Raw genomic sequence first — 18006 nt, 5'->3', positions numbered from 1 at the left:
CGAGGTCCGACCATACGAAAACGGCCGCCTCGGGGAGGCGGCCGCGTGAAGTGGTTACGCGCGGGGAGAAGTGGCCGCCGGTCTGGCGGGCCACCACATGCTCAAGCGCGCGTGCAACATGAGGGCGAGCCTACGGCCCGGTCACGGTGCGGCGCAACGGACACGCCAAACGGAGAGGACCGGGCCGTGCCTGGCCGCGCTGGGCCACGCCGCGCTGGGCCACGCCGCGCTGGGCCGGGTCGCGCTGGGCCACGCCGCGCTGGGCCGGGTCGCGCTGGGCCGGGTCGCGCTGGGCCGGGTCGCGCTGGGCCGGGTCGGGTCGCGCTGGGCCGCGCCTGGCCGGGCCGCGCCGGGCGGGCGGGTTGTCAGGTGAAGGCCAGGCGGACGGCGTTGCGGGCCCAGCGCATGCGGCCGATGGCGCAGTCCGGGTGCTCGCCGAACTCCTGGGCCACCACCTCGGCGCACCTGGCCTCGCCGAGGCGGTCGACCGTCGAGTTGACGGCGGCCCTGATCAGCTCGGGGGTGGGGCTCTGGGAACGCTGCAGGTTCGAAGCGAAAAGCGCCTCGGTGCGGATGGCGTCGATCACGGCGTGCATCGGGAACCTCCTGCCGGCTCAAGGGAGAGTGGGCGTCTGCAAACAGAACACCGGAGCGCGGGCGCAGGCCCGCTGCGTGCAGGGTGCGGGTGGGTTGCGCCGTGGCGAACACCTGACGTGGCGCCGAGGCCCGCCTGCCGGGCCTGGGGCGGGGAGGTGGTGGCGGGTGCCGAGCATTTGCGGAGCGGCCTCACAACTCGGACTAACCGGATATGGTCCCAATAAGTAGCGAAAGCTGCGTCCACCAACCAGAGGGAGATTGCCGTGACGGTGGTCTTGGTCGCCGACGACGACGCCGACATCCGCGACCTGGTGGCGTTCAAGCTGGAGCAGGCGGGGTTCGAGGTGATCGCCGTCGAGGACGGCCAGAGCGCCGTCGAGCAGGCGCGGAGCCGGCAACCGACGCTCGCGGTTCTCGACGTGTCGATGCCGGGGCTGTCCGGGATCGAGGTGTGCCGGATGTTGCGGGCCGATCCGGCTACGGCGGGGATTCTGATCATCATGTTGACCGCGCGGGTGCAGGAGCAGGACGTCGAAGGCGGGTTCAGCGCCGGCGCCGACGACTACGTGACGAAGCCGTTCAGCCCACGCGAGCTGGTCTCCCGCATTCAGGCGTTGCTGAGCCGAGCTCGGGCGTGAGCGGCGCCCGGGCGGACGATGCGACGTGAGGGCTCGGTCGGCCGGCTGCTGACCAGTGCCTTCACGGGGTTGGTCGCGCTGGTCGTCGGGTGCGGGGCGGTAGAGCTCGCGGCGGTGCTCGTGGAGCATCACGCGGAGCGGCAACTCGTCGCCGAGGTGCATCCGCTTGAAGTGGCCAACGCCGAGCTGCGGGCGGTGCTGGCCGGGGCGCAGGCGGGGCTGCGCGGGTATTCGCTGACGGGGGACGAGCGGATGCTCGACACCTACGAGGTGGCTCGCAGCGAGTACGGGCTCGTGGGCGACGAACTGATCCGGCTCGGCACCGATCGGGACGCCGCCGCGGCGGCCGCGCAGATCGATCAGGCCGACGGCTGGTGGGCGGTTGCGGAACTGCAGCGGCAGGCGGGGCCGGGCAGCGAGGAAGCTGCCGCGTACGCGGAGCAGGGGGAACCGCTGTTCCGGTCGTTCGTGGCGGCCAACGACGAGGTGCGCGTCTCTGTTGAGGAGCACGCGGCCGATCTCGGCGACCAGGTGGAGGCGCTGCGCTGGGTGACCATCGTGGTGATCTTCCTGCTCACCGTGGTGGCCGCGGCGCTCGCGGTGCTCACGGCCCTCCGCACCCGGCGGCGGATCGTCGAACCGCTGATGGCTGTCGTCACGGAAGCCGAAAGCCGGGCGGCGGCCGGAACGTCGAGCGCGGCCGGCGGAGCGGCGACGGCCGGAACGTCGAGCGTGGCCGGCGGAGCGGCGACGGCCGGAACGCCAAGCGCGGCCGGCGGAGCGGCGGCGGCCGGAACGCCAAGCGCGGCGGCGGGCGGAGCTGCGGCAGGGAGCACGGCGGCGGGCCGGCCGCTGGGTGGAGCGGCGGCAGGCGGAGCTGCGGCAGGGAGCACGGCGGCGGGTGGGCCGCTGGGTGGAGCGGTGGATCGGGCCGGTGCGGGGCGGGGCTGGCATGGGCCGGCGGAGATTCGGGCTATCGGGGAAGCGCTGGATGCGGCGGCCGAACGTACTGAGGAGATGCGGCGCAACGAAGAGCTTGTCGTTGCTCGGCTGCATGAGATCGACACGGTGAAGACGGACTTCATGTCTACCGTGTCGCATGAGTTGCGGACGCCATTGACCAGCATTTCTGGGTATGTGGAGTTGATGCGGGACGCCGAGCCGGGGCAACTGACCGCCTCGCAGGAGCGGATGCTCGATGTCATTGCCCGGAATGCTCGGCGGCTCCGGGATCTGATCGAGGACATTCTGACTTTGTCGCGGATCGAGTCGGGGGACTTCCGGACCCTGCGCGGGCCGCTCGACCTTGCCGAAGTGGTGCTGCGGGCCGTTGCCGCCGTCGAACCCATCGCGGCCAAGAACTTCGTCGGGCTGCACGCCGAGGTGCGCGGGCCCGTTCCGGTGCGCGGGGACAGCGCTCAGCTCGACCGGGTGCTCGACAACCTGCTCTCCAACGCCGTCAAGTTCACGCCGCCCGAAGGGACCGTGACCGTCACCGCCGAGCGGCGCGGTGACCACGCCTTCCTCGTCGTCGCCGATACGGGCATGGGGATTCCCGAGGACGAGAGGGAGGCGCTGTTCGGGCGGTTCTTCCGGGCCAGCAACGCCATCCGGCAGGCGGTGCCCGGCACCGGGCTCGGGCTGGCGATCGTTCACACCATCCTCGGCAACCATGAGGGCACCATCGAGGTCCGCTCCACCGAGAATGTCGGCACCACCGTCACCGTGAAACTTCCGGCCGACGAGCCCGTGCCCGCCTTGTCCGGAGCGAGCCGCGCCGGCAAGGGCCGGGAAGGGCTATGAGCGGCTCGTGTAGTCGATGGCCTCCTGGGCCAGCCTTCGAGACGGGATGCGGGCCAACGCCGGTGGCGGCACGACGATGACCGGGCACGGTGCGGTTCGGGCGCAGCGGCGGACCGTGCTGCCGCCCCACCATCGGCTGCTGGGGGCGCCCACCACGATGAGGTCGTCAGGGTCCGTGACGTAGTGGCGCAACGCGGCGGCGGCTGAACCGGACGGCACCCGCACCATCACGTCCAGCACGGCCGGGGTGGTGGCCAGCGCCAGCTCGAATGTCTCCTCCACGCGGCGCCGCGCCTCGGCGGCCAGCGCTCGCTCCCACTCCAGACTCGGGCGTGACCTTGGTCCGGTGTTGAGCATCCACGCCCGTACCGCCAAAAGCGGGACCGACCGCTGCCTCGCCTGCCGCACCGCGAAGCGCGCGGCCTCGAGGCCGGCCAGGGACGACGACACCCCGAGGATCACCTTCGAATCGCTCACCGGGCTACCGTGACTCGGCGGCATCCTTGATGCCAGGGGCGTGGAGGATTTTTGACGCGGTGTTGACGGCTACGCCGCCGGCGCCGCCTCGGTCACCGGATGGCGCAGGCCCGGATGGTCCGCCGGCAGGGAGCGCCTGATCACCCACCAGCTCACCGCCAGGCAGGCCGCGACCAGCGGCCACGTCAGCGCGATCCGGGCCACCCCCAGCGCCGTCACCTGGTCCGCCGCGTACAGGGGCAGGAAGACCGCGACCCGGATCAGATATTGCAGAACCCAGATCCAACTGCCTCGCATGTACGCCCGGAGCAGCGCCGGATCGCGGCGCCACCGGGTCCTCTGGCCCAGCACCGCCCCCACGATCACGCCCAGCAGCGGCCAGCGGATCACGATGCTGACCGCCCAGGCCAGCGCGCTGGCCGCGTTGCTGAACAGCTGGAGCAGGAAGAAATCGGCCGCGTTGCCCGTGCGCAGCGCGATCAGCGCCGCCACGCAGACGCCGAGCAGGCCGATCAGCACCGCCCGCGGCTTGTCGCCGTGCCGCAGCCGCCACCACGAGATGGCCAGCGCGCAGACGACCGCCACTATCGCGCCGGCCCAGATCGACCGGCCGGCGGCCAGCCACCCCACGACATATCCGGCCGCCGGCACGGTCGCGTCGATCGCCGCGCGCCGCCCGTTGAGCAGCTCCGCCAGCGACTCCGGCTGCGCCATCCCCAACCCCGTCCTTCGAAGTTAGGAAAGCCTAACCGCAGACCGCCCGCCGAGGGCTACGGGGTGATGCTCCATTGCTGGCAGGCGTTGCCCAGCGCCGCCCACAGCCGCACCACCGCGCCGTCGCCCGTGCCGCAGTTCTCCACGTCGAGGACCTGGCCGTTGCTGCGGTTGGCGATCAGATGACGGCCGCCGACCGGTGTCACACTCCACTCCTGGCACGAGTTGCCGAGGCTGGCCCACAGGTTGAGCGCCGAGCCGCAGTTGGCCGCGTCGAGCACGGTGCCGCTGTTGGCGTTCGTGATCCGGTAGTAGTTGCTCGTCGTCTTCGTGAACGTCCACTGCTGGCAGGCGTTGCCGAGCGAACTCCACTGCCGGATCGCCGTGCCGTTGGCCGTGCCGCAGTTCGCCGCGTCGAGCACCTTGCCGCTGTTCTGGTTCACCAGGCGATAGCGGGTGCCCGCGACCGGGAACGTCACGCTGCCGCCCGGGTCGCCGGCCGGCGCGGTCAGCGCGGTGCTGACCCGGTCCGGCGTGCCCAGATTGGGGCTGCCGTCGCTGTTCCAGGTCACCTTCTTGATCCGCGTGGTGCGAGTGCCGCCGCAGCCCTGCCCGGTGGTCTCGTTGGCGTGGTAGACCAGCCACGTCTCGCTGCCGTCGGGGGAGGTGAAGAAGCCTTGGCCGCCGGGGCCGTAGACGCCGTTGGCGTCACTGCGCTGGAAGATCGGCGTGCTCTTCTTGGTCCACGACGACGCCGACAGCGGATCACTGCCGGTCAGGGTCAGCATGCCGAGCTTGTAGTCGGGTGTGTTGCACGAACTGGCCGAGAAGGTCAGATGAGTGACTCCGTTGCGCTGCAAGACGTACGGTGCCTCTTCGACGTTGCTCCCGATCTTTTCCCAGGCGTACGTCGGGTAAGAGATCCTTGTTCCGTAGGAGCTGACGGTCCACGGGTTGCTCAGCGGCGCGACGAACAGGCTTTGCAGATCGCCCACCCAGGCCGAGTAGAAGAAGTAGTTGCGGCCGTTGATCGTGGCGACACTGCCGTCGATGGCCCAGCCGTTGCCGGCCTGCACGTTCAGCTGGCCGCGATAGGTGTAGGGACCGAGCGGATCGGATCCGGAGCTTTCCAGGACGTACGACCGTTGGCCGTCGCAGCACGTGGCCGGACCGGCCGAGTAGTAGAGGTACCAGCGCGAACCGATCTTGTGCAGGGACGGCGCCCACACGTTGCAGCAGTTGGCCGAGCCCGACCCGGTGTGGACGACCGTCTCGGCCGCGCCGGGCAGGGCCGCCACCGACGTGGCCCGTTTGATCACGATCTGCGAGTTCCAGGTCGTGGCGGCCAGGTAGTAGTAGCCGTTGTCATAGCCCATCCACGGATCGGCGCCATAGGGCGCGGCCGCGAGCGGGTTGGTGAACGTGACGGCAGCCTGCGCTCCGGCCGGCCGCAGCACGACGGCGACGACGGTAGCCACAAGCATGAGAATCACCGCGGCGACGGCGCGTATTCGATGCAGGGACATGGGGCTCCTTTCGCGGGGAACCCCGATAGTGAACGTTCACATAGATGTATGTCAATCAAATGGGTTTCCAACTGAAGATCCACTAGGTTGCACCTGGTCGAGCTCTGGGGGAGGCAACGAATGGCGCGCTGGTCGACCGGTCTTGCCGGCCTCGTCATCGTCCTCGCGACGGCGGCGGGGTCGGCGCCCTCACCGAGCGGCGCGCCCGTGCCGGGTGTGATCGCGGACGGCGCGGCACTGGACGAGTCGTGCCGGAAGGCGATCGAGGAGCTGGCCACGAGATATCGCGACACTTCGAACATCTCGTTCGGGGTGTCGTGTGCGGGCCCGTTCGACGCCGCCCCGGCCCGGCCGGTGGTGACCCCTGCGCCCGTCGCCTGTGCGAGCGGCCCCGCCCGCCCGGTGGTCGAAACGACCCTGACCGCCGTGTCGGCGACGGCCGCCGCCGGCGAGGGGATCGCCTACGAGTACGGGGCCCTCGGCGGCGCCGACACCATCGGCGCCTCCGGCTCCCCGGACCTCGAGTTCGGTCCCGGTGACCTCGCTCCCGGCCGCAGCTACCGCTGGCGAGCCCGCGTCGACACCCTCGAAAGCGTCGACGCCTGGTCACGCTGGTGCGAGTTCACCGTCTCCCCGGCCGCCGTCGACTACCGCCCGCTGGGCGACGTCAGCCTGGAGGCGCTGAACGAGCTCGGCCTGCGCCCCGACCGGTCGTACGCCATCACGCTCTCCGCCTCTCAGCAGCGCCTGCTCCGCGCGGGCACCGACATCGGCCGCACCGGCGCCCGGATGACCCTCTCGGGTCCTCGATGGACCGACCTGCTCCTCCAGCTGACGGAGTCCGCCTTCGTCGAGGATGAGGTGGCCGCCGATTCCGAGCCGCCGGGCCGGGGTGGCGCCGCCTATCGCAAGCTCGTCGACGCCCTTTCGGTGAAGCTCGGCGGCCCCCGCCACCCCCGGTTCGTCTGAGGGTCAACCGAGCCATGAGGCCGGGGCGTTCACCCCGGCCCCGGAAATCAGCGATAGTCGGTCGACTCGCTGACCTTCTGCCACCGGTCGTCCGACGCGGCGAGGGCCGCGGCCGCTTGACGTGCCACCTCGACCGCGTCGGTGCCGAGCAGCAGGCGGGTCGGCGGGTCCGCCGCCTCGACCAGGTCGAGCAGGACCTGGGCGATGCGGGCCGGGTCGCCGGGCTGGTTGCCGCTCGCGGCCCGGAGGCTCGCCTCGACCGGCTCGATGACCTGGCGGTACCGGCCGGACAGGGGCAGCGTGGTCATCGAGTCGCCGGCCCACTCCGTGCGCATGCCGCCGGGCTCGGCCACCGTGACCCTGATGCCCAGCGGGGCCACTTCGAGGGCCAGCGCGGCCGAGAATCCGTTGACCGCGTGCTTCGCCGCCTGATAGCCGCTCAGGCCGGGCACCGCGACCCGGTCGCCCACCGACGAGATCTGGATGATGTGGCCGCGGCCCTGAGCGCGCATCACCGGCAGCGCCGCGCGGGTCAGGTTCACCACGCCGGTGAAGTTCGCGTCGATCTGAGCCTGGAAGACCGGCGGGGGCATGTCCTCGAAGGCCGCCATGTCAGCGTATCCGGCGTTGTTGACCAGGACGTCCAGGCCGCCGAACGTCTCCACGGCCACCCGGACCGCCGCGTCGCATCGTGCGGGGTCGGTGACGTCGAGCTCCACGACGCGCACGGTCTTGGGGAAATCGGCCGTCAGGCCGTCCAGGGACGACGCCCGGCGGGAGGTGGCCACCAGGCGGTCGCCCGCGGCCAGGACCGACGCCGCGATCTGCCGCCCGAGGCCGCCGGAGCAGCCGGTGACGAGCCATACCTTGTCCATGGGTCACTTCACCTGCGTGATGGTCTGGTACTCGATGTACTGGGTGAGGCCGACGGCGCCGTACTCGCGCCCGATGCCACTGCCCTTGAATCCGCCGAACGGGCCGTCGAAGCCGATCGGGGCGCCGTTGATCGTGACCGTGCCCGTGCGGATCCGGCGGGCTACCGCGAGCGCGCGCTCGACAGAGGCCGACCAGACGCCGCCGGAGAGTCCGTACTCGGAGTCGTTGGCGATGCGGACGGCGTCGTCCTCGTCGTCGTAGGCGATGACCGCCAGCACGGGGCCGAAGATCTCTTCCTGGGCGATGCGCATGCTGTTGTCCACATCGGAGAACAGCGTCGGCGTGACGTAGAAACCCTTGTCGAGACCGTCGGGAATCTGCGAACCACCGGTGACCAGGGTGGCGCCCTCGGCCACACCGACGTCGATGTAGTCGCGGACGCGCTGCTGCTGGTCGGCGCGGACCATCGGCCCGATGAAGGTGTCGGGGTCGACCGGGTCGCCGACCTTGAGCGATGCGACCATCTCGGCCAGGGCTGTCACGGTCTCGTCGTAGCGGCTGCGCGGGGCCAGGATCCGGGTCTGTGCGATGCACGACTCGCCGTTGTTGAGCAGCGAACCGAACTTGAGGCCGGCGACCGCCTTGGAAAGGTCGGCGTCGTCCAGGATGATCGCGGCCGACTTGCCGCCGAGCTCCAGGCTGACCCGCTTGAGCTGCTCGCCGGCGAGCGAGGCGATGCGCTTGCCGGCCCGGGTCGAGCCGGTGAAGGCGATCTTGTCGACGCCGGGGTGCTTGACCAGGTGCTCGCTGGTCTCGCGGTCGGCGGCCAGGATGCTGATGACGCCCTCGGGCAGGCCGGCCTCCACCAGCAGATCGGCCAGCAGGTTCATGCTGAGCGTGTTCTCGGGGGAGACCTTGAGCACGACCGTGTTGCCGGCCAGCAGGGCCGGGATGATCTTCGCGTTGGCCGCCGAGAACGGCGAGTTCCACGGGATGATGGCGGCGACCACGCCGACCGGCGTGCGGCGTACCACCGAGGTGAACGGCGCCGACGGGTCGGACGGGGTGAGCGTCTCCTCCCAGCCGAACGACTCCGCGGCCTTGAGGAACGAGTTGGCCTGGCGGGACAGGCCGGGCTGGCCGGCCTTGCAGAACCAGAGCGCGGAGCCGTTCTCGGCCGCGATCACCGAAGCGATCTCGTCGGCGCGCTGCTCGCGCAGCTCGTTGTAGCGGCGGAGCACGGCGATCCGGCCGGCCGGTGGGAGCTGCGGCCACGGGCCGTTGTCGAAGGCGTCGCGGGCGATCTCGACGGCCCGGTCGATGTCGGCCGGCTGGGCCTGGGCGACGCGGGCGATCACCGATTGGTCGTGCGGCGAGACGATGTCGAGCAAGTTCGGGTCGGACGGGTCGGTCCAGACGCCGCCGATGAAGAGCTTGGTGTTCATTCATGCCTCCATAAGGACAGGGGTTTCCGTGGACTTGGGAGTGGGCTCGCGGCGGGTGACGATCGCGACGACGATCCCCAGGGCCAGCGCGGCGACGAAGAAGAAGACGGAGCCGGTGAACGCGTCGTGGAAGGCGGCTACCTTGCCGTGGGGGAGCGCGTTGGCGTACACGATCGTCAAGATCGCGATGCCGAGCGAGCCGCCGACCTGGTGGGCGACGTTGACGAGGCCGGACGCGGCGCCGGCGTCCTGCGGCTCGACGTCGGCCACGCCACCGTTCGTCATCAGGATGATGGCGATGCCCTGACCGACTCCGATCACCAGCAGGGGCAGCACGACGTCCGGGAAGTAGGACGAGTCGGCCGAAATGCGGGACAGCCACCACGTGCCGGCGAGCGCGATCGTGAGGGAGGCGACGAGCAGGATCGGGCGGCCGAGGCGGGCCAGCAACGGCCTGACGACGTACACCATCGCGAAGAACATGCCCGTGACCGGGACATAGGCGAATCCGGTCTGGAGTGCGCTGAGGCCGAGCACCTCCTGCAGATATTGGCTCAGGAAGTAGAAGACGGCGAAGTTGCCGCCGACGATCAAAAGCCTTCCCGCGTACGCCCCGGAGCGCTCGACACTCGCGAACAACCGCAACGGGGTGATCGGCTGAGCCACGACGCGCTCGATGAGGACGAAAGCGATCAGCAGGACGACGCCCGCGGTCAGCGAGACGATCGTCGTGACGTCGCCCCAGCCGGCTTCGGAGGCCGAGATGAACCCGTAGACCAGCGCCGTCATGCCCAGCGTCGAGGTGAACGCCCCGCCCAGGTCGAAGCTGCCCTTGCTGCGGGCGGTGTCGGCCAGGAAACGCGGGGCCAGCACCGTGATGACCAGGCCGATCGGCACGTTGACGAGCAGGCCCCAGCGCCAGGACAGCAGGTCGGTGAAGACGCCGCCGATCACGATGCCGACGCTGCCGCCGGCGCCGATCACCGCGCTGTACAGGGCGATCAGCCGGGCCCGGTCGACGGCGTCACGTGACCCGGAGACCAGTAGGGCCAGCGTCGACGGCACGGCCAGCGAGGCCGCCACGCCCTGCACGGCCCGGGCCGCGATCAGGAACGGCCCGGTCGGCGCGAGGCCGGCGGCCAGCGAGGCCAGCGTGAACAGCGCGATGCCGAAGCTGAAGACCCGGCGGCGGCCCAGCAGGTCACCGGCCCGGGCGCCGAGCAGCAGCAGGCCGCCGAACGCGAGCACGTAGGCGTTCTGCACCCAGGACAGCGCGCCCTGGGAGAAGTCGAACTGCTGCTGGACCTTCGGCAGTGCGGTGGTGATGATCGAGGTGTCTAGGGTCATCATCAGCTGGGATCCGAGGATCAGCGTGAGCGCGACCCGGCGCGGCGGTGGCATCGAAACTTTCCTTCCGTCATGTCTTCCTCAGCGACCATTGCCCGGCCGGTCCCCCGGGGGACCCCGTGCCCGACCCTGGTCCGAGCGCTGGTGCCCGCCGTCACATCGCCGGAAGTTTCCGAAACTTATTGACTTGTTTCGATGTCCGGATCGACACTGAGATATCCGGGAGCGCTCCCAATCCGTCCCCGGAGGGAGTTCCAGTGATCCTCAAAACGACCCTCGCGGTGCTCGTGGCCGCGGTGGCGATCGTGGCCGCCCCCGTCGAGAACGAGGGCGCCGCCTGCCCCGCGCCCGGCCCGATCACGCTGACCAGCAACGCCAAGCTGCCCGACCCGTTCCGCAAGATCGACGGCTCCCGCATCGCCACCACCGGCGAATGGACCTGCCGCCGCGAGGAGATCAAAGAGCTTTCCGAGCGTTATGTGTACGGCGACAAGCCCACCCGGCCGCAAACCGTCACGGGCACGGTGAGCGCGTCGAACATCACCGTGAACGTCTCCGATCAGGGCCGCAGCGCGAGCTTCTCGGCCCGCGTCGAACTGCCCAGCGGCACCGGCCCGTTCCCGGCCGTCGTCGTCTACGGCGGCTTCGGCGCCGACACCGCCGCCATCAAGGCCGCGGGCGCCGCCGTGATCAGCTACGACCCGTACGTGGTGGGCCGCGAAGGCACCCCGCGCAGCAACAAGCAGGGCGCGTTCTACAGCGTCTACGGCTCGTCCAGCTCGACCGGCCTGCTCATGGCCTGGTCGTGGGGCGTGAGCCGGATCATCGATGTGCTCGAGCAGTCCGGCGGCACCGTGCTGCGGGCCGACGCCACCGGGGTGACCGGCTGCTCCCGGTTCGGCAAGGGCGCCTTCGTGGCCGGCGCGTTCGACCAGCGGGTCGCCCTGACCATGCCGATCGAGTCGGGCAGCGCCGGCGTGCCCATCTTCCGGGGCATCCCCGGCGAGGGCGCACAGAGCCTGAGCAGCGCCTACGGGGAGCAACCGTGGCTGGGCGACGCCTTCGGCTCGTTCACCTCCGACCCGTCCCGCTTGCCGGTGGACACCCACGAGATGGTGGCGATGGTGGCGCCGCGCGGCCTGTTCATCATGGACAATCCGCACATCGCCAACCTCGGACCGCGCTCGGCGAGCGTGGCCGCCCTGGCCGGGGCCGAGGTCTACCGGGCCCTGGGCGCCACCGGCAACATCACGTACTGGTCGGACGTCCAGGACGGCACCCACTGCGCCAGCCGCCCGGAATGGCGCGCCCCGCTGACCGCCAACATTCAGAAGTTCCTCCGGAACACGGCCGCGACCACGGGCGGCATGCGCATCTCCAGCAAGGCCCAGGGCCGCCTGGCCGACTGGGTGGACTGGACGACTCCCGTGCTGGGCGGCGGAAACCCGACGACACCGCCGCCGTCCACCCCGCCGCCGTCCACCCCGCCGCCTTCGACGCCGCCGCCGGCCGGCGCCGGCTGCTCCGCCTCGGTCTCGCTCAACTCGTGGTCCGGCGGGTTTGTGGCGACCGTACGGGTGACGGCCGGCGCGACCGCGGTGACCGGCTGGAACGTCGGGTTGACGCTTCCGGCCGGCGCCACCATCTCGAACGCCTGGAACGTGAACCGCAGCGCCACCAGCGGCGCCGTCCAGTTCACCAACGTCGCCTACAACGGCGCGCTCCCGCCCGGCGGGGCCACCGAGTTCGGCTTCCAGGCCACCGGAAACAGTGCCGCGATGACCCCTTTGTGCACCGCCACCTGAGCCCGCCCATGGGATGCTGTCGCCACTGACGCCGTCCCTTCCCTGGAGGCCCAGCTTGGCCCGGACGCCGACCCCGCGCGACGGATTCCTGGTCCGGATCCTCGTGCGGGGCACCGACGAGCCGGCCGGACTGGGCTTCCTGGTCGACACGCGGCACATCGTCACCGCCGCCCACGTGGTGAACGCCGCCCTCGGCGTCGGCGCCCACTCGAACGAGCACCCCGGCGACTCCGTCCGCGTCGCCGTCGACTTCCCCCGGTTGGGTGACGCCGGCGGCGCACCGGCCCGTAACTGCCGGATAGCGGCCTGGGCCCCGCCGATCAGCGCCGACGTCGCCGGCCTGGCCATCATCGGCGGCGACGACCTCCCGCCCGGCGCCGGCCCGGCCCGTCTCGCCACCCTGGACGGTCACGCGGCGACCGGGCTCAGCGTCTTCGACGGCGACTGGAGCGTGCGCGCGCCGGGCGAGCCCACCGGCAGTGGCCTGCTGCCTCTGGGCGGCTCCGGCCCCGGCGGATCTCCCGTCGTGGCGGCCGACGAAGCCGACGAACTCGGCGACGTGGTGATCGGCATGTCCGCCGGCGCCTACGCCCTGCCGATGGCGCAGATCGCCGCCGTGTGGCCCTCCGTGCTGGGCGCGCGGATGCCGGACCCCTGCCCGTACCGCGGTCTGCGCCCTTTCACCGGCGCCGACGCTTCCTCCGGTCTTTTCGTGGGCCGCGAGCGGGAGGTGGAAAAGCTCCGCCGGATGACGCGGCGGCAACCGGTCGTCGTGGTGGTCGGCGCCTCCGGGGTGGGCAAGTCGTCGCTGGCCGGCGCCGGCCTGCTGCCCGTGCTCCGGCGCGAGGGCTGGGCCGTCGGCTCGATGCGCCCCGGCGCCCACCCGTTCGAGGCGATGGCGCGAGCGCTCCTCGACATCAAGGGCGCCTATTCGTACGACGACTTCACGGACATGACGGATCGCCTGCACCGCGATGGTCCCTGGCGCGTCGCCGCCCAGATCTCGATCTTCCTGGGGCGGCCGATCGCGCTCGTCGTCGACCAGCTCGAGGAGGCCTTGGCGCTCCACGACAAGGACTTCCTCGACAAGCTGATACCGGACTCCGCGATGGGTGAATCCCCGAACGTCCGGCTGATCTGCACGTTGCGGGTCGATCTCCTGCCGGCGCTCATCGAACTCCCCGGCTTCGGCTCCCGGTTGCAGGATCGTCAGCTCAATCTCTCGCCGCTGGACCAGGAGACCATGGTCCGGGTGATCACCGAGCCGGCCGCACTGGGCGGAGTGCGCTACGCCGAGGGGCTGCCGGAGGCGCTGGCGGCCGACGCGAGCCGGGGCCGCGGCGGTCTTCCGCTGCTGGAGTTCACTCTCTCCGAGCTGTGGACCTTCCAGGAGAACCGTCTGATCAACTTCGATCACTACCACTCGGTCGGCGGTGTGTCCGGCACCCTCAACCGGCACGCCGAAAGGGTGTACAGCGACATCACCGAGACGATCGGCGAGGCGCGTCTGCGCCGTGTTCTGCTTGCCATGGTTCGCACTCGTGGCGGGGTCGAGCAGGCAGTCAAGGTGACCGTGCGCAAGGAGCAACTCGGTGCCGACTGGGCGGTGGCCGAGATGCTGGCGCTTCCCGAGCACCGGCTGGTCGTGCTGGGCATGGACGGTCCCGAGACGGCCGAGATCGCCCACGAGGCGCTGATCCGCGCCTGGGACCGCTTCGGCCGGTGGGTCGACGAGGACGCCGCCTTCCAGCATTGGCTGGCCACCATGGAGGATCGCGCCGGCGACGAGGACGAGCTGTCCGAGGCCCGCGTCGTCGAGGCGCACCGCTGGCTGGAGGAGCGCGCCGGTGACGTTCCCGAGCCGGTGGTCCGCCTGGTCGTGCGCAGCGGTTCCGTCATCCAGCGAAAGCGCGAAGCGCTCAAGGACGCCGAGCGTGCCCTGGCCGAGGAGAGGGAGAACGCCCGGGAGAAGATCCGCGAGTTGGAGGCGGCCCGGCGTGGGCTGGAGGAGGTCGTGCGGGCGAGTGGATACCGATCGGAGTTCATGGCCCACCTCAGCCACGAGCTCCGGACGCCGTTGAACTCGCTGGTGCTGCTGGCCCGCTTGCTGGCCGACGACGCCGACGCGAACCTGACCCGGAGGCAGATCGAGTTCGCGCGGACGATCCACCGGACCGCGGCCGAGATGATGTCGATGATCGACGACATCCTCGACCTGGCCCGGATCGACGCGGGGCTGATGGAGGTTCGCCCCGTCCATGTCGACCTGGACGAGTTGGTGACGTACGCCAAGGAGGCGTTCGCGCCGCAGGCCGAGCGGAAGGACCTGGACTTCCGGGTCGAGATCGAAGCAAGTGCGCCACCGTCGATGGTCACCGATCCGCGGCGTCTGCGGCAGATCCTGGGCAACCTGCTGTCGAACGCGGTGAAGTTCACCGACACCGGCTCGGTCGTCCTGCGCCTGTCCGCTGCGCCTCCGGGCTGGGACTTCGACGTGCCGGCGCTGACCGCGGCCGGTCAGGTGGTCGCCTTCTCGGTGGCCGACACCGGGATCGGCATCGCCGATGCGAAGCTGGCGGTGATCTTCGAGCCGTTCCAGCAGGCCGGAACCCCGGGCCGCAACTACGGCGGCGCCGGCCTGGGCCTGTCGATCAGCCGCGAGCTGGCCGCCCTGCTCGGCGGTACCATCGTGGCGTCGTCGCCACCGGGCGAGGGCTCGTCCTTCACGCTCTATCTGCCCGGCGCGCCGCCCGTCGAGGACTCCCCACCGGATCCGTCGATGCTCGGCGGGGCCACGGTCCTGGTGGTCGACGACGACGTCCGGAACGTCTTCGCCGTGACGAGTGGCCTGGAGATGCACGGGCTGAACGTCTTGTACGCCGACAACCGCACCGATGGTCACCGGTTGCTGGATGAGCATCCGGAGATCGACGTCGTGCTGCTCGATCCGTCGACGCCCGGCGACGGCGAGCGCTTTGGGGATCTGCCCGTGATTCTCATGGTGCCGAAGTCCTCCCTGTCCGTGCCGGGCGAGCCCGGGGCCGGCCGCCGCATCGCCAAGCCCATCGATATTGATGAGTTGGTGCGGAGGATGGTCGAACAGTAGGCGCAGATACCTCCCCGACGGCTTTCCGACAACGCTCTTGCAGGTCATTGACTTGACCAAGAAATCAAGAGAAAGCTTGGTGCACGATTTCCGCCGCGCCGGACGACAAATGATTCTCGGCGGGCATTTCTTTCGTGCTTTTTCTCTGGGGGGAGAGGGCGTCATGGAAAAGCTGAGGTATTGCGCCGCACCGCCGCGCACCATGCCGGTGCTGCCGTCCGACATGCCGGCCGATCGGAGGCGGGCGATCGTCCTGGGCCGCGCGATGTGGGCGAACGGGACGAAGCTGCGCTACGCGTTCATGGAAAGCGGCCGCGACGACCAGAAGGCCGTGGTCCGTGACTCGTTCGCGGAGTGGAAGGGCATCGGGATCGGCCTCGACTTCGAAGAGGTCGGCTCGCCGGCCGAGGCCGAGGTGCGCATCGGATTCGAGCAGGGCGACGGCTCGTGGTCCTATCTCGGCCGCGACGTGCTGCAGATCGGGCAGAACGAGCGGACCATGAACTTCGGGTGGGACCTGACGACGCCGCACGGCCGGACCACCGCCCGCCACGAGATCGGCCACACGCTCGGCATGCCGCACGAGCACCAGAACCCGAACGCCGGCATCGTCTGGGACGAGGAGGCCGTCTACGCCTTCCTGGGCGGGCCGCCGAACAACTGGCCGCGCGAGACCACCTTCCACAACGTGCTCCGCAAGCTCGACGCGGCCGAGGTCGAGGGCTCCGACTGGGATCCCGAGTCGGTCATGGAGTACAGCTTCCCGTCCGGGCTGGTGATCAGCCCGGAGGAGTACAAGACAAATGGCATCCGCCCGCCCGGCACCATTTCGAAGATCGACCAGGAGCAGGTGCTGATCTGGTATCCGGGCCTGCAACCGCAGCTGCCGCGCCTGACGCCGTTCCAGTCGACGCCGATGAGCCTCAAGCCGGGCGAGCAGTTCAACGCCGAGATCGTTCCCGACGCGAGCCGCGAGTACAGCATCGGCACGTTCGGTGCGGCCGACGTCGTTCTCGTGCTGTTCGAAGAGGTCGACGGCGAGTTGCGCTATCTGGCCGGCGACGACGACAGCGGCGAGGACCGTAACGCGCTGATCAACGTCAAGCTCTTCGCGGGCCGCCGTTACGTGGTCCGGGCCCGGCTCTATTACGCGTGGGCGTCCGGCGACTCCGCCGTCATGTACTGGTAGCGAGGTGCGTGATGACTGTCGAAAAGCTCAGATTTTCCGGCGAACAGTCGAGCCCGACCCCGCTCGCCGACGTCTACGCGCAAAATCCGGTCCTGGCTCAGGGCGAAATTCCCGACGATTTAGTACGCCTTCGTGACAACCGTGAGTTCTATCTGCCGCGGGAGGCGCGGCCCGAGACCCAGCGCGTCGAGAACGAGGATTATTGGCGGGTCACCCTGCCCGTCGCGCCCGGTCTGCCGGGCCGTTCCGCCGTGCGGGAATCGCCCGAGGAGATCGCGGCCGCGATCAATCCCGACGTCGGATTTTCCAGCTATCGCCCCGACTGGATGCCGCTGTTCCCCACGCCGCGCCCGGCCGCGGCCGCCGAGCCGCCCCTGCTGCGAAGGTTCAACGGCAAGGCGACGAGGCCGCTGTACGTCTTCCCGCCCGACAACCGGGCGGTGTTCCAGGACGCGTCGTGGCCGTGGGGCGTGGTCGGCAAGATCTTCAACAGCGCCGGCTTCGTCGGCTCGGGCGCGCTGATCGGGCCGCGCCTGCTGGTCACGGCCGGCCACATGGTGCCGTGGGCCGGCGTCTCGGCCGGCAACTGGTGGATGAGGTTCGTGCCGTCGTACTACAACGGTTCGTCGCTGCACGGCGCCGGCGTCGAGTCGTACGTCTCGGATGTGCGTGGCTTCAACACGACCGACGTGGCGGGCTACGACTTCGCGGTCTGCCGCCTCTACAACCCGCTGGGCAACTCGCTGGGCTATTTCGGCTACAACGGCTACAGCGAGTCCTGGAACAAGCAGCCGTACTGGACGCTGGCCGGCTACCCGGTCGGCGTGGCGTCCGGTGAGCGACCCTCCTGGGAGGGCAGCGTCTCGGTCTTCGACGTCGACGGCGACTCCAACGGCGGCAGCGAGCTCGAGACGAGGGCCGACGTCACCGGTGGCAACTCCGGCGGCCCGATGTTCGGCTGGTGGAACAGCGACGCCCGGGTGATCGGCGTCGTCAGCGGCGAGGAGACCGACTGGATCTTCCCGTTCGGCAGCGAGATGGGCAACGTCATGGCCAGCGGCTCCGGCTTCACCAACCTGTGCGCCTGGGGCCGCACGAACTGGCCCTGACATGCGGCGTGCCCACTGGGCGCCGCTGCTGGCGCTCTGCCTGCTCTCGGCCTGCGGCGGCGACACGCCGCCGCGGGCTCCCGCCAGTTCCGGCCATCCGACCGCCACGGGCTCCCTCGGCTCGCCGGAGTCGCAGGGCGCCCGTGGCCGGGTGACCGGCACCGCGGGCGCGCCCGTGCCCGGCGCCGCCGTGGCCCGCAAGCCGATCGACCCCGTGCGCCCGATCAACCTGCAGGCCGCCGTCACCGGCGCCGACGGCCGGTACGCGTGGCCGCTGGAGCCCGGTGTCTGGGAGCTCTCCTTCACCGCCGACGGCTACCGCCCGGCGACCAGGCGGGTCACGGTCGCCGAGAACCGCTGGCGGGAAACTGATGTTCAACTCCAGCCCGCGTGATGGAATCATCG

16 protein-coding genes are annotated in these 18006 nt (G+C 70.4%); 9 read left to right on the top strand and 7 right to left on the bottom strand.

Annotated features, from left to right (window positions below):
- Window positions 1–70 precede the first annotated feature (70 nt).
- Window positions 71–373 carry a hypothetical protein gene (locus ACFY36_RS37790; RefSeq protein WP_499750701.1) on the top strand — a complete coding sequence of 101 codons (303 nt, stop codon included), beginning with the start codon at window positions 71–73 and terminating at the stop codon, window positions 371–373.
- Here the strand turns inward: ACFY36_RS37790 and ACFY36_RS37785 are convergent.
- Entirely contained in the window at window positions 366–596 is a 231-nt protein-coding gene (locus ACFY36_RS37785) for a hypothetical protein (RefSeq protein WP_360259791.1), read from the bottom strand. The genes ACFY36_RS37790 and ACFY36_RS37785 overlap by 8 nt on opposite strands.
- Window positions 597–860: 264 nt before the next feature.
- Here ACFY36_RS37785 and ACFY36_RS37780 point away from each other — a divergent pair, with 264 nt between their 5' ends.
- Both ACFY36_RS37780 and ACFY36_RS37775 read left to right on the top strand, forming a co-directional pair.
- Window positions 861–1235, top strand: coding sequence for a response regulator transcription factor (locus ACFY36_RS37780; RefSeq protein WP_097318880.1), 375 nt, complete (start codon window positions 861–863; stop codon window positions 1233–1235).
- An 18-nt stretch (window positions 1236–1253) separates the two neighbouring features.
- Window positions 1254–3038: an ATP-binding protein gene (locus tag ACFY36_RS37775; protein ID WP_499750700.1), complete on the top strand. Its 1785-nt coding sequence runs from the start codon at window positions 1254–1256 to the stop codon at window positions 3036–3038.
- Here ACFY36_RS37775 and ACFY36_RS37770 read toward each other — a convergent pair.
- The 3 genes from ACFY36_RS37770 to ACFY36_RS37760 form a co-directional block, all read right to left on the bottom strand.
- On the bottom strand, window positions 3033–3515 hold the full coding sequence (locus ACFY36_RS37770; RefSeq protein ID WP_499750699.1) for a universal stress protein: 483 nt from the start codon (window positions 3513–3515) through the stop codon (window positions 3033–3035). The genes ACFY36_RS37775 and ACFY36_RS37770 overlap by 6 nt on opposite strands.
- 69 nt (window positions 3516–3584) lie before the next feature.
- Window positions 3585–4229 carry a DUF3159 domain-containing protein gene (locus ACFY36_RS37765; protein WP_499750698.1) on the bottom strand — a complete coding sequence of 215 codons (645 nt, stop codon included), beginning with the start codon at window positions 4227–4229 and terminating at the stop codon, window positions 3585–3587.
- 56 nt (window positions 4230–4285) lie between these two features.
- Window positions 4286–5713 carry a family 43 glycosylhydrolase gene (locus ACFY36_RS37760; RefSeq protein ID WP_499750697.1) on the bottom strand — a complete coding sequence of 476 codons (1428 nt, stop codon included), beginning with the start codon at window positions 5711–5713 and terminating at the stop codon, window positions 4286–4288.
- Window positions 5714–5875: 162 nt separating this feature from the next.
- Here ACFY36_RS37760 and ACFY36_RS37755 point away from each other — a divergent pair, with 162 nt between their 5' ends.
- Entirely contained in the window at window positions 5876–6724 is an 849-nt protein-coding gene (locus tag ACFY36_RS37755; RefSeq protein WP_499750696.1) for a hypothetical protein, read from the top strand.
- A gap of 47 nt (window positions 6725–6771) precedes the next feature.
- On the opposite strand, the gene ACFY36_RS37750 is transcribed toward ACFY36_RS37755, so the two are convergent.
- The 3 genes from ACFY36_RS37750 to ACFY36_RS37740 are packed head-to-tail and all read right to left on the bottom strand — an operon-like array spanning window position 6772 to window position 10446.
- Complete coding sequence (locus ACFY36_RS37750) at window positions 6772–7599, bottom strand: SDR family NAD(P)-dependent oxidoreductase (protein WP_499750695.1); 828 nt, start codon at window positions 7597–7599, stop codon at window positions 6772–6774.
- A 3-nt stretch (window positions 7600–7602) separates the two neighbouring features.
- On the bottom strand, window positions 7603–9045 hold the full coding sequence (locus tag ACFY36_RS37745; protein WP_499750694.1) for an aldehyde dehydrogenase: 1443 nt from the start codon (window positions 9043–9045) through the stop codon (window positions 7603–7605).
- Entirely contained in the window at window positions 9046–10446 is a 1401-nt protein-coding gene (locus ACFY36_RS37740) for an MFS transporter (protein WP_499750693.1), read from the bottom strand.
- A 203-nt stretch (window positions 10447–10649) separates the two neighbouring features.
- Here ACFY36_RS37740 and ACFY36_RS37735 point away from each other — a divergent pair, with 203 nt between their 5' ends.
- The 5 genes from ACFY36_RS37735 (at window position 10650) to ACFY36_RS37715 (ending at window position 17995) form a co-directional block, all read left to right on the top strand.
- The gene (locus ACFY36_RS37735) at window positions 10650–12197 is read left to right on the top strand and encodes a glucuronyl esterase domain-containing protein (RefSeq protein ID WP_499750692.1); all 1548 of its coding nucleotides are present in this window, start codon (window positions 10650–10652) and stop codon (window positions 12195–12197) included.
- Window positions 12198–12252: 55 nt separating this feature from the next.
- Window positions 12253–15303, top strand: coding sequence for an nSTAND1 domain-containing NTPase (locus tag ACFY36_RS37730; protein ID WP_499750691.1), 3051 nt, complete (start codon window positions 12253–12255; stop codon window positions 15301–15303).
- A 163-nt stretch (window positions 15304–15466) separates the two neighbouring features.
- Complete coding sequence (locus ACFY36_RS37725) at window positions 15467–16492, top strand: M12 family metallopeptidase (RefSeq protein ID WP_499750690.1); 1026 nt, start codon at window positions 15467–15469, stop codon at window positions 16490–16492.
- A gap of 11 nt (window positions 16493–16503) precedes the next feature.
- The gene (locus ACFY36_RS37720) at window positions 16504–17601 is read left to right on the top strand and encodes a trypsin-like serine peptidase (RefSeq protein ID WP_499750689.1); all 1098 of its coding nucleotides are present in this window, start codon (window positions 16504–16506) and stop codon (window positions 17599–17601) included.
- A gap of 1 nt (window position 17602) precedes the next feature.
- Window positions 17603–17995, top strand: a complete 393-nt coding sequence (locus ACFY36_RS37715; protein ID WP_499750688.1) for a carboxypeptidase-like regulatory domain-containing protein — start codon at window positions 17603–17605, stop codon at window positions 17993–17995.
- Window positions 17996–18006 lie beyond the last annotated feature (11 nt).

It is taken from the genome of Actinoplanes sp. NPDC000266, assembly GCF_042899005.1.
Classification (GTDB): Bacteria; Actinomycetota; Actinomycetes; order Mycobacteriales; family Micromonosporaceae; genus Actinoplanes.
The sequence above is the reverse complement of the archived record's forward strand: the minus strand, read 5'-3'. Positions and strand labels throughout refer to the sequence as shown.

What these genes read in the sequence shown, in the direction of transcription:
- ACFY36_RS37755 (WP_499750696.1), top strand. Translation starts at nt 5,876, where the DNA reads ATGGCGCGCTGGTCGACCGGTCTTGCCGGCCTCGTCATCGTCCTCGCG.
- ACFY36_RS37785 (WP_360259791.1), bottom strand. Translation starts at nt 596, where the DNA reads ATGCACGCCGTGATCGACGCCATCCGCACCGAGGCGCTTTTCGCTTCG.
- ACFY36_RS37725 (WP_499750690.1), top strand. Translation starts at nt 15,467, where the DNA reads ATGGAAAAGCTGAGGTATTGCGCCGCACCGCCGCGCACCATGCCGGTG.
- ACFY36_RS37720 (WP_499750689.1), top strand. Translation starts at nt 16,504, where the DNA reads ATGACTGTCGAAAAGCTCAGATTTTCCGGCGAACAGTCGAGCCCGACC.
- ACFY36_RS37765 (WP_499750698.1), bottom strand. Translation starts at nt 4,229, where the DNA reads ATGGCGCAGCCGGAGTCGCTGGCGGAGCTGCTCAACGGGCGGCGCGCG.
- ACFY36_RS37760 (WP_499750697.1), bottom strand. Translation starts at nt 5,713, where the DNA reads ATGCTTGTGGCTACCGTCGTCGCCGTCGTGCTGCGGCCGGCCGGAGCG.
- ACFY36_RS37750 (WP_499750695.1), bottom strand. Translation starts at nt 7,599, where the DNA reads ATGGACAAGGTATGGCTCGTCACCGGCTGCTCCGGCGGCCTCGGGCGG.
- ACFY36_RS37745 (WP_499750694.1), bottom strand. Translation starts at nt 9,045, where the DNA reads ATGAACACCAAGCTCTTCATCGGCGGCGTCTGGACCGACCCGTCCGAC.
- ACFY36_RS37775 (WP_499750700.1), top strand. Translation starts at nt 1,254, where the DNA reads ATGCGACGTGAGGGCTCGGTCGGCCGGCTGCTGACCAGTGCCTTCACG.
- ACFY36_RS37740 (WP_499750693.1), bottom strand. Translation starts at nt 10,446, where the DNA reads ATGCCACCGCCGCGCCGGGTCGCGCTCACGCTGATCCTCGGATCCCAG.
- ACFY36_RS37715 (WP_499750688.1), top strand. Translation starts at nt 17,603, where the DNA reads ATGCGGCGTGCCCACTGGGCGCCGCTGCTGGCGCTCTGCCTGCTCTCG.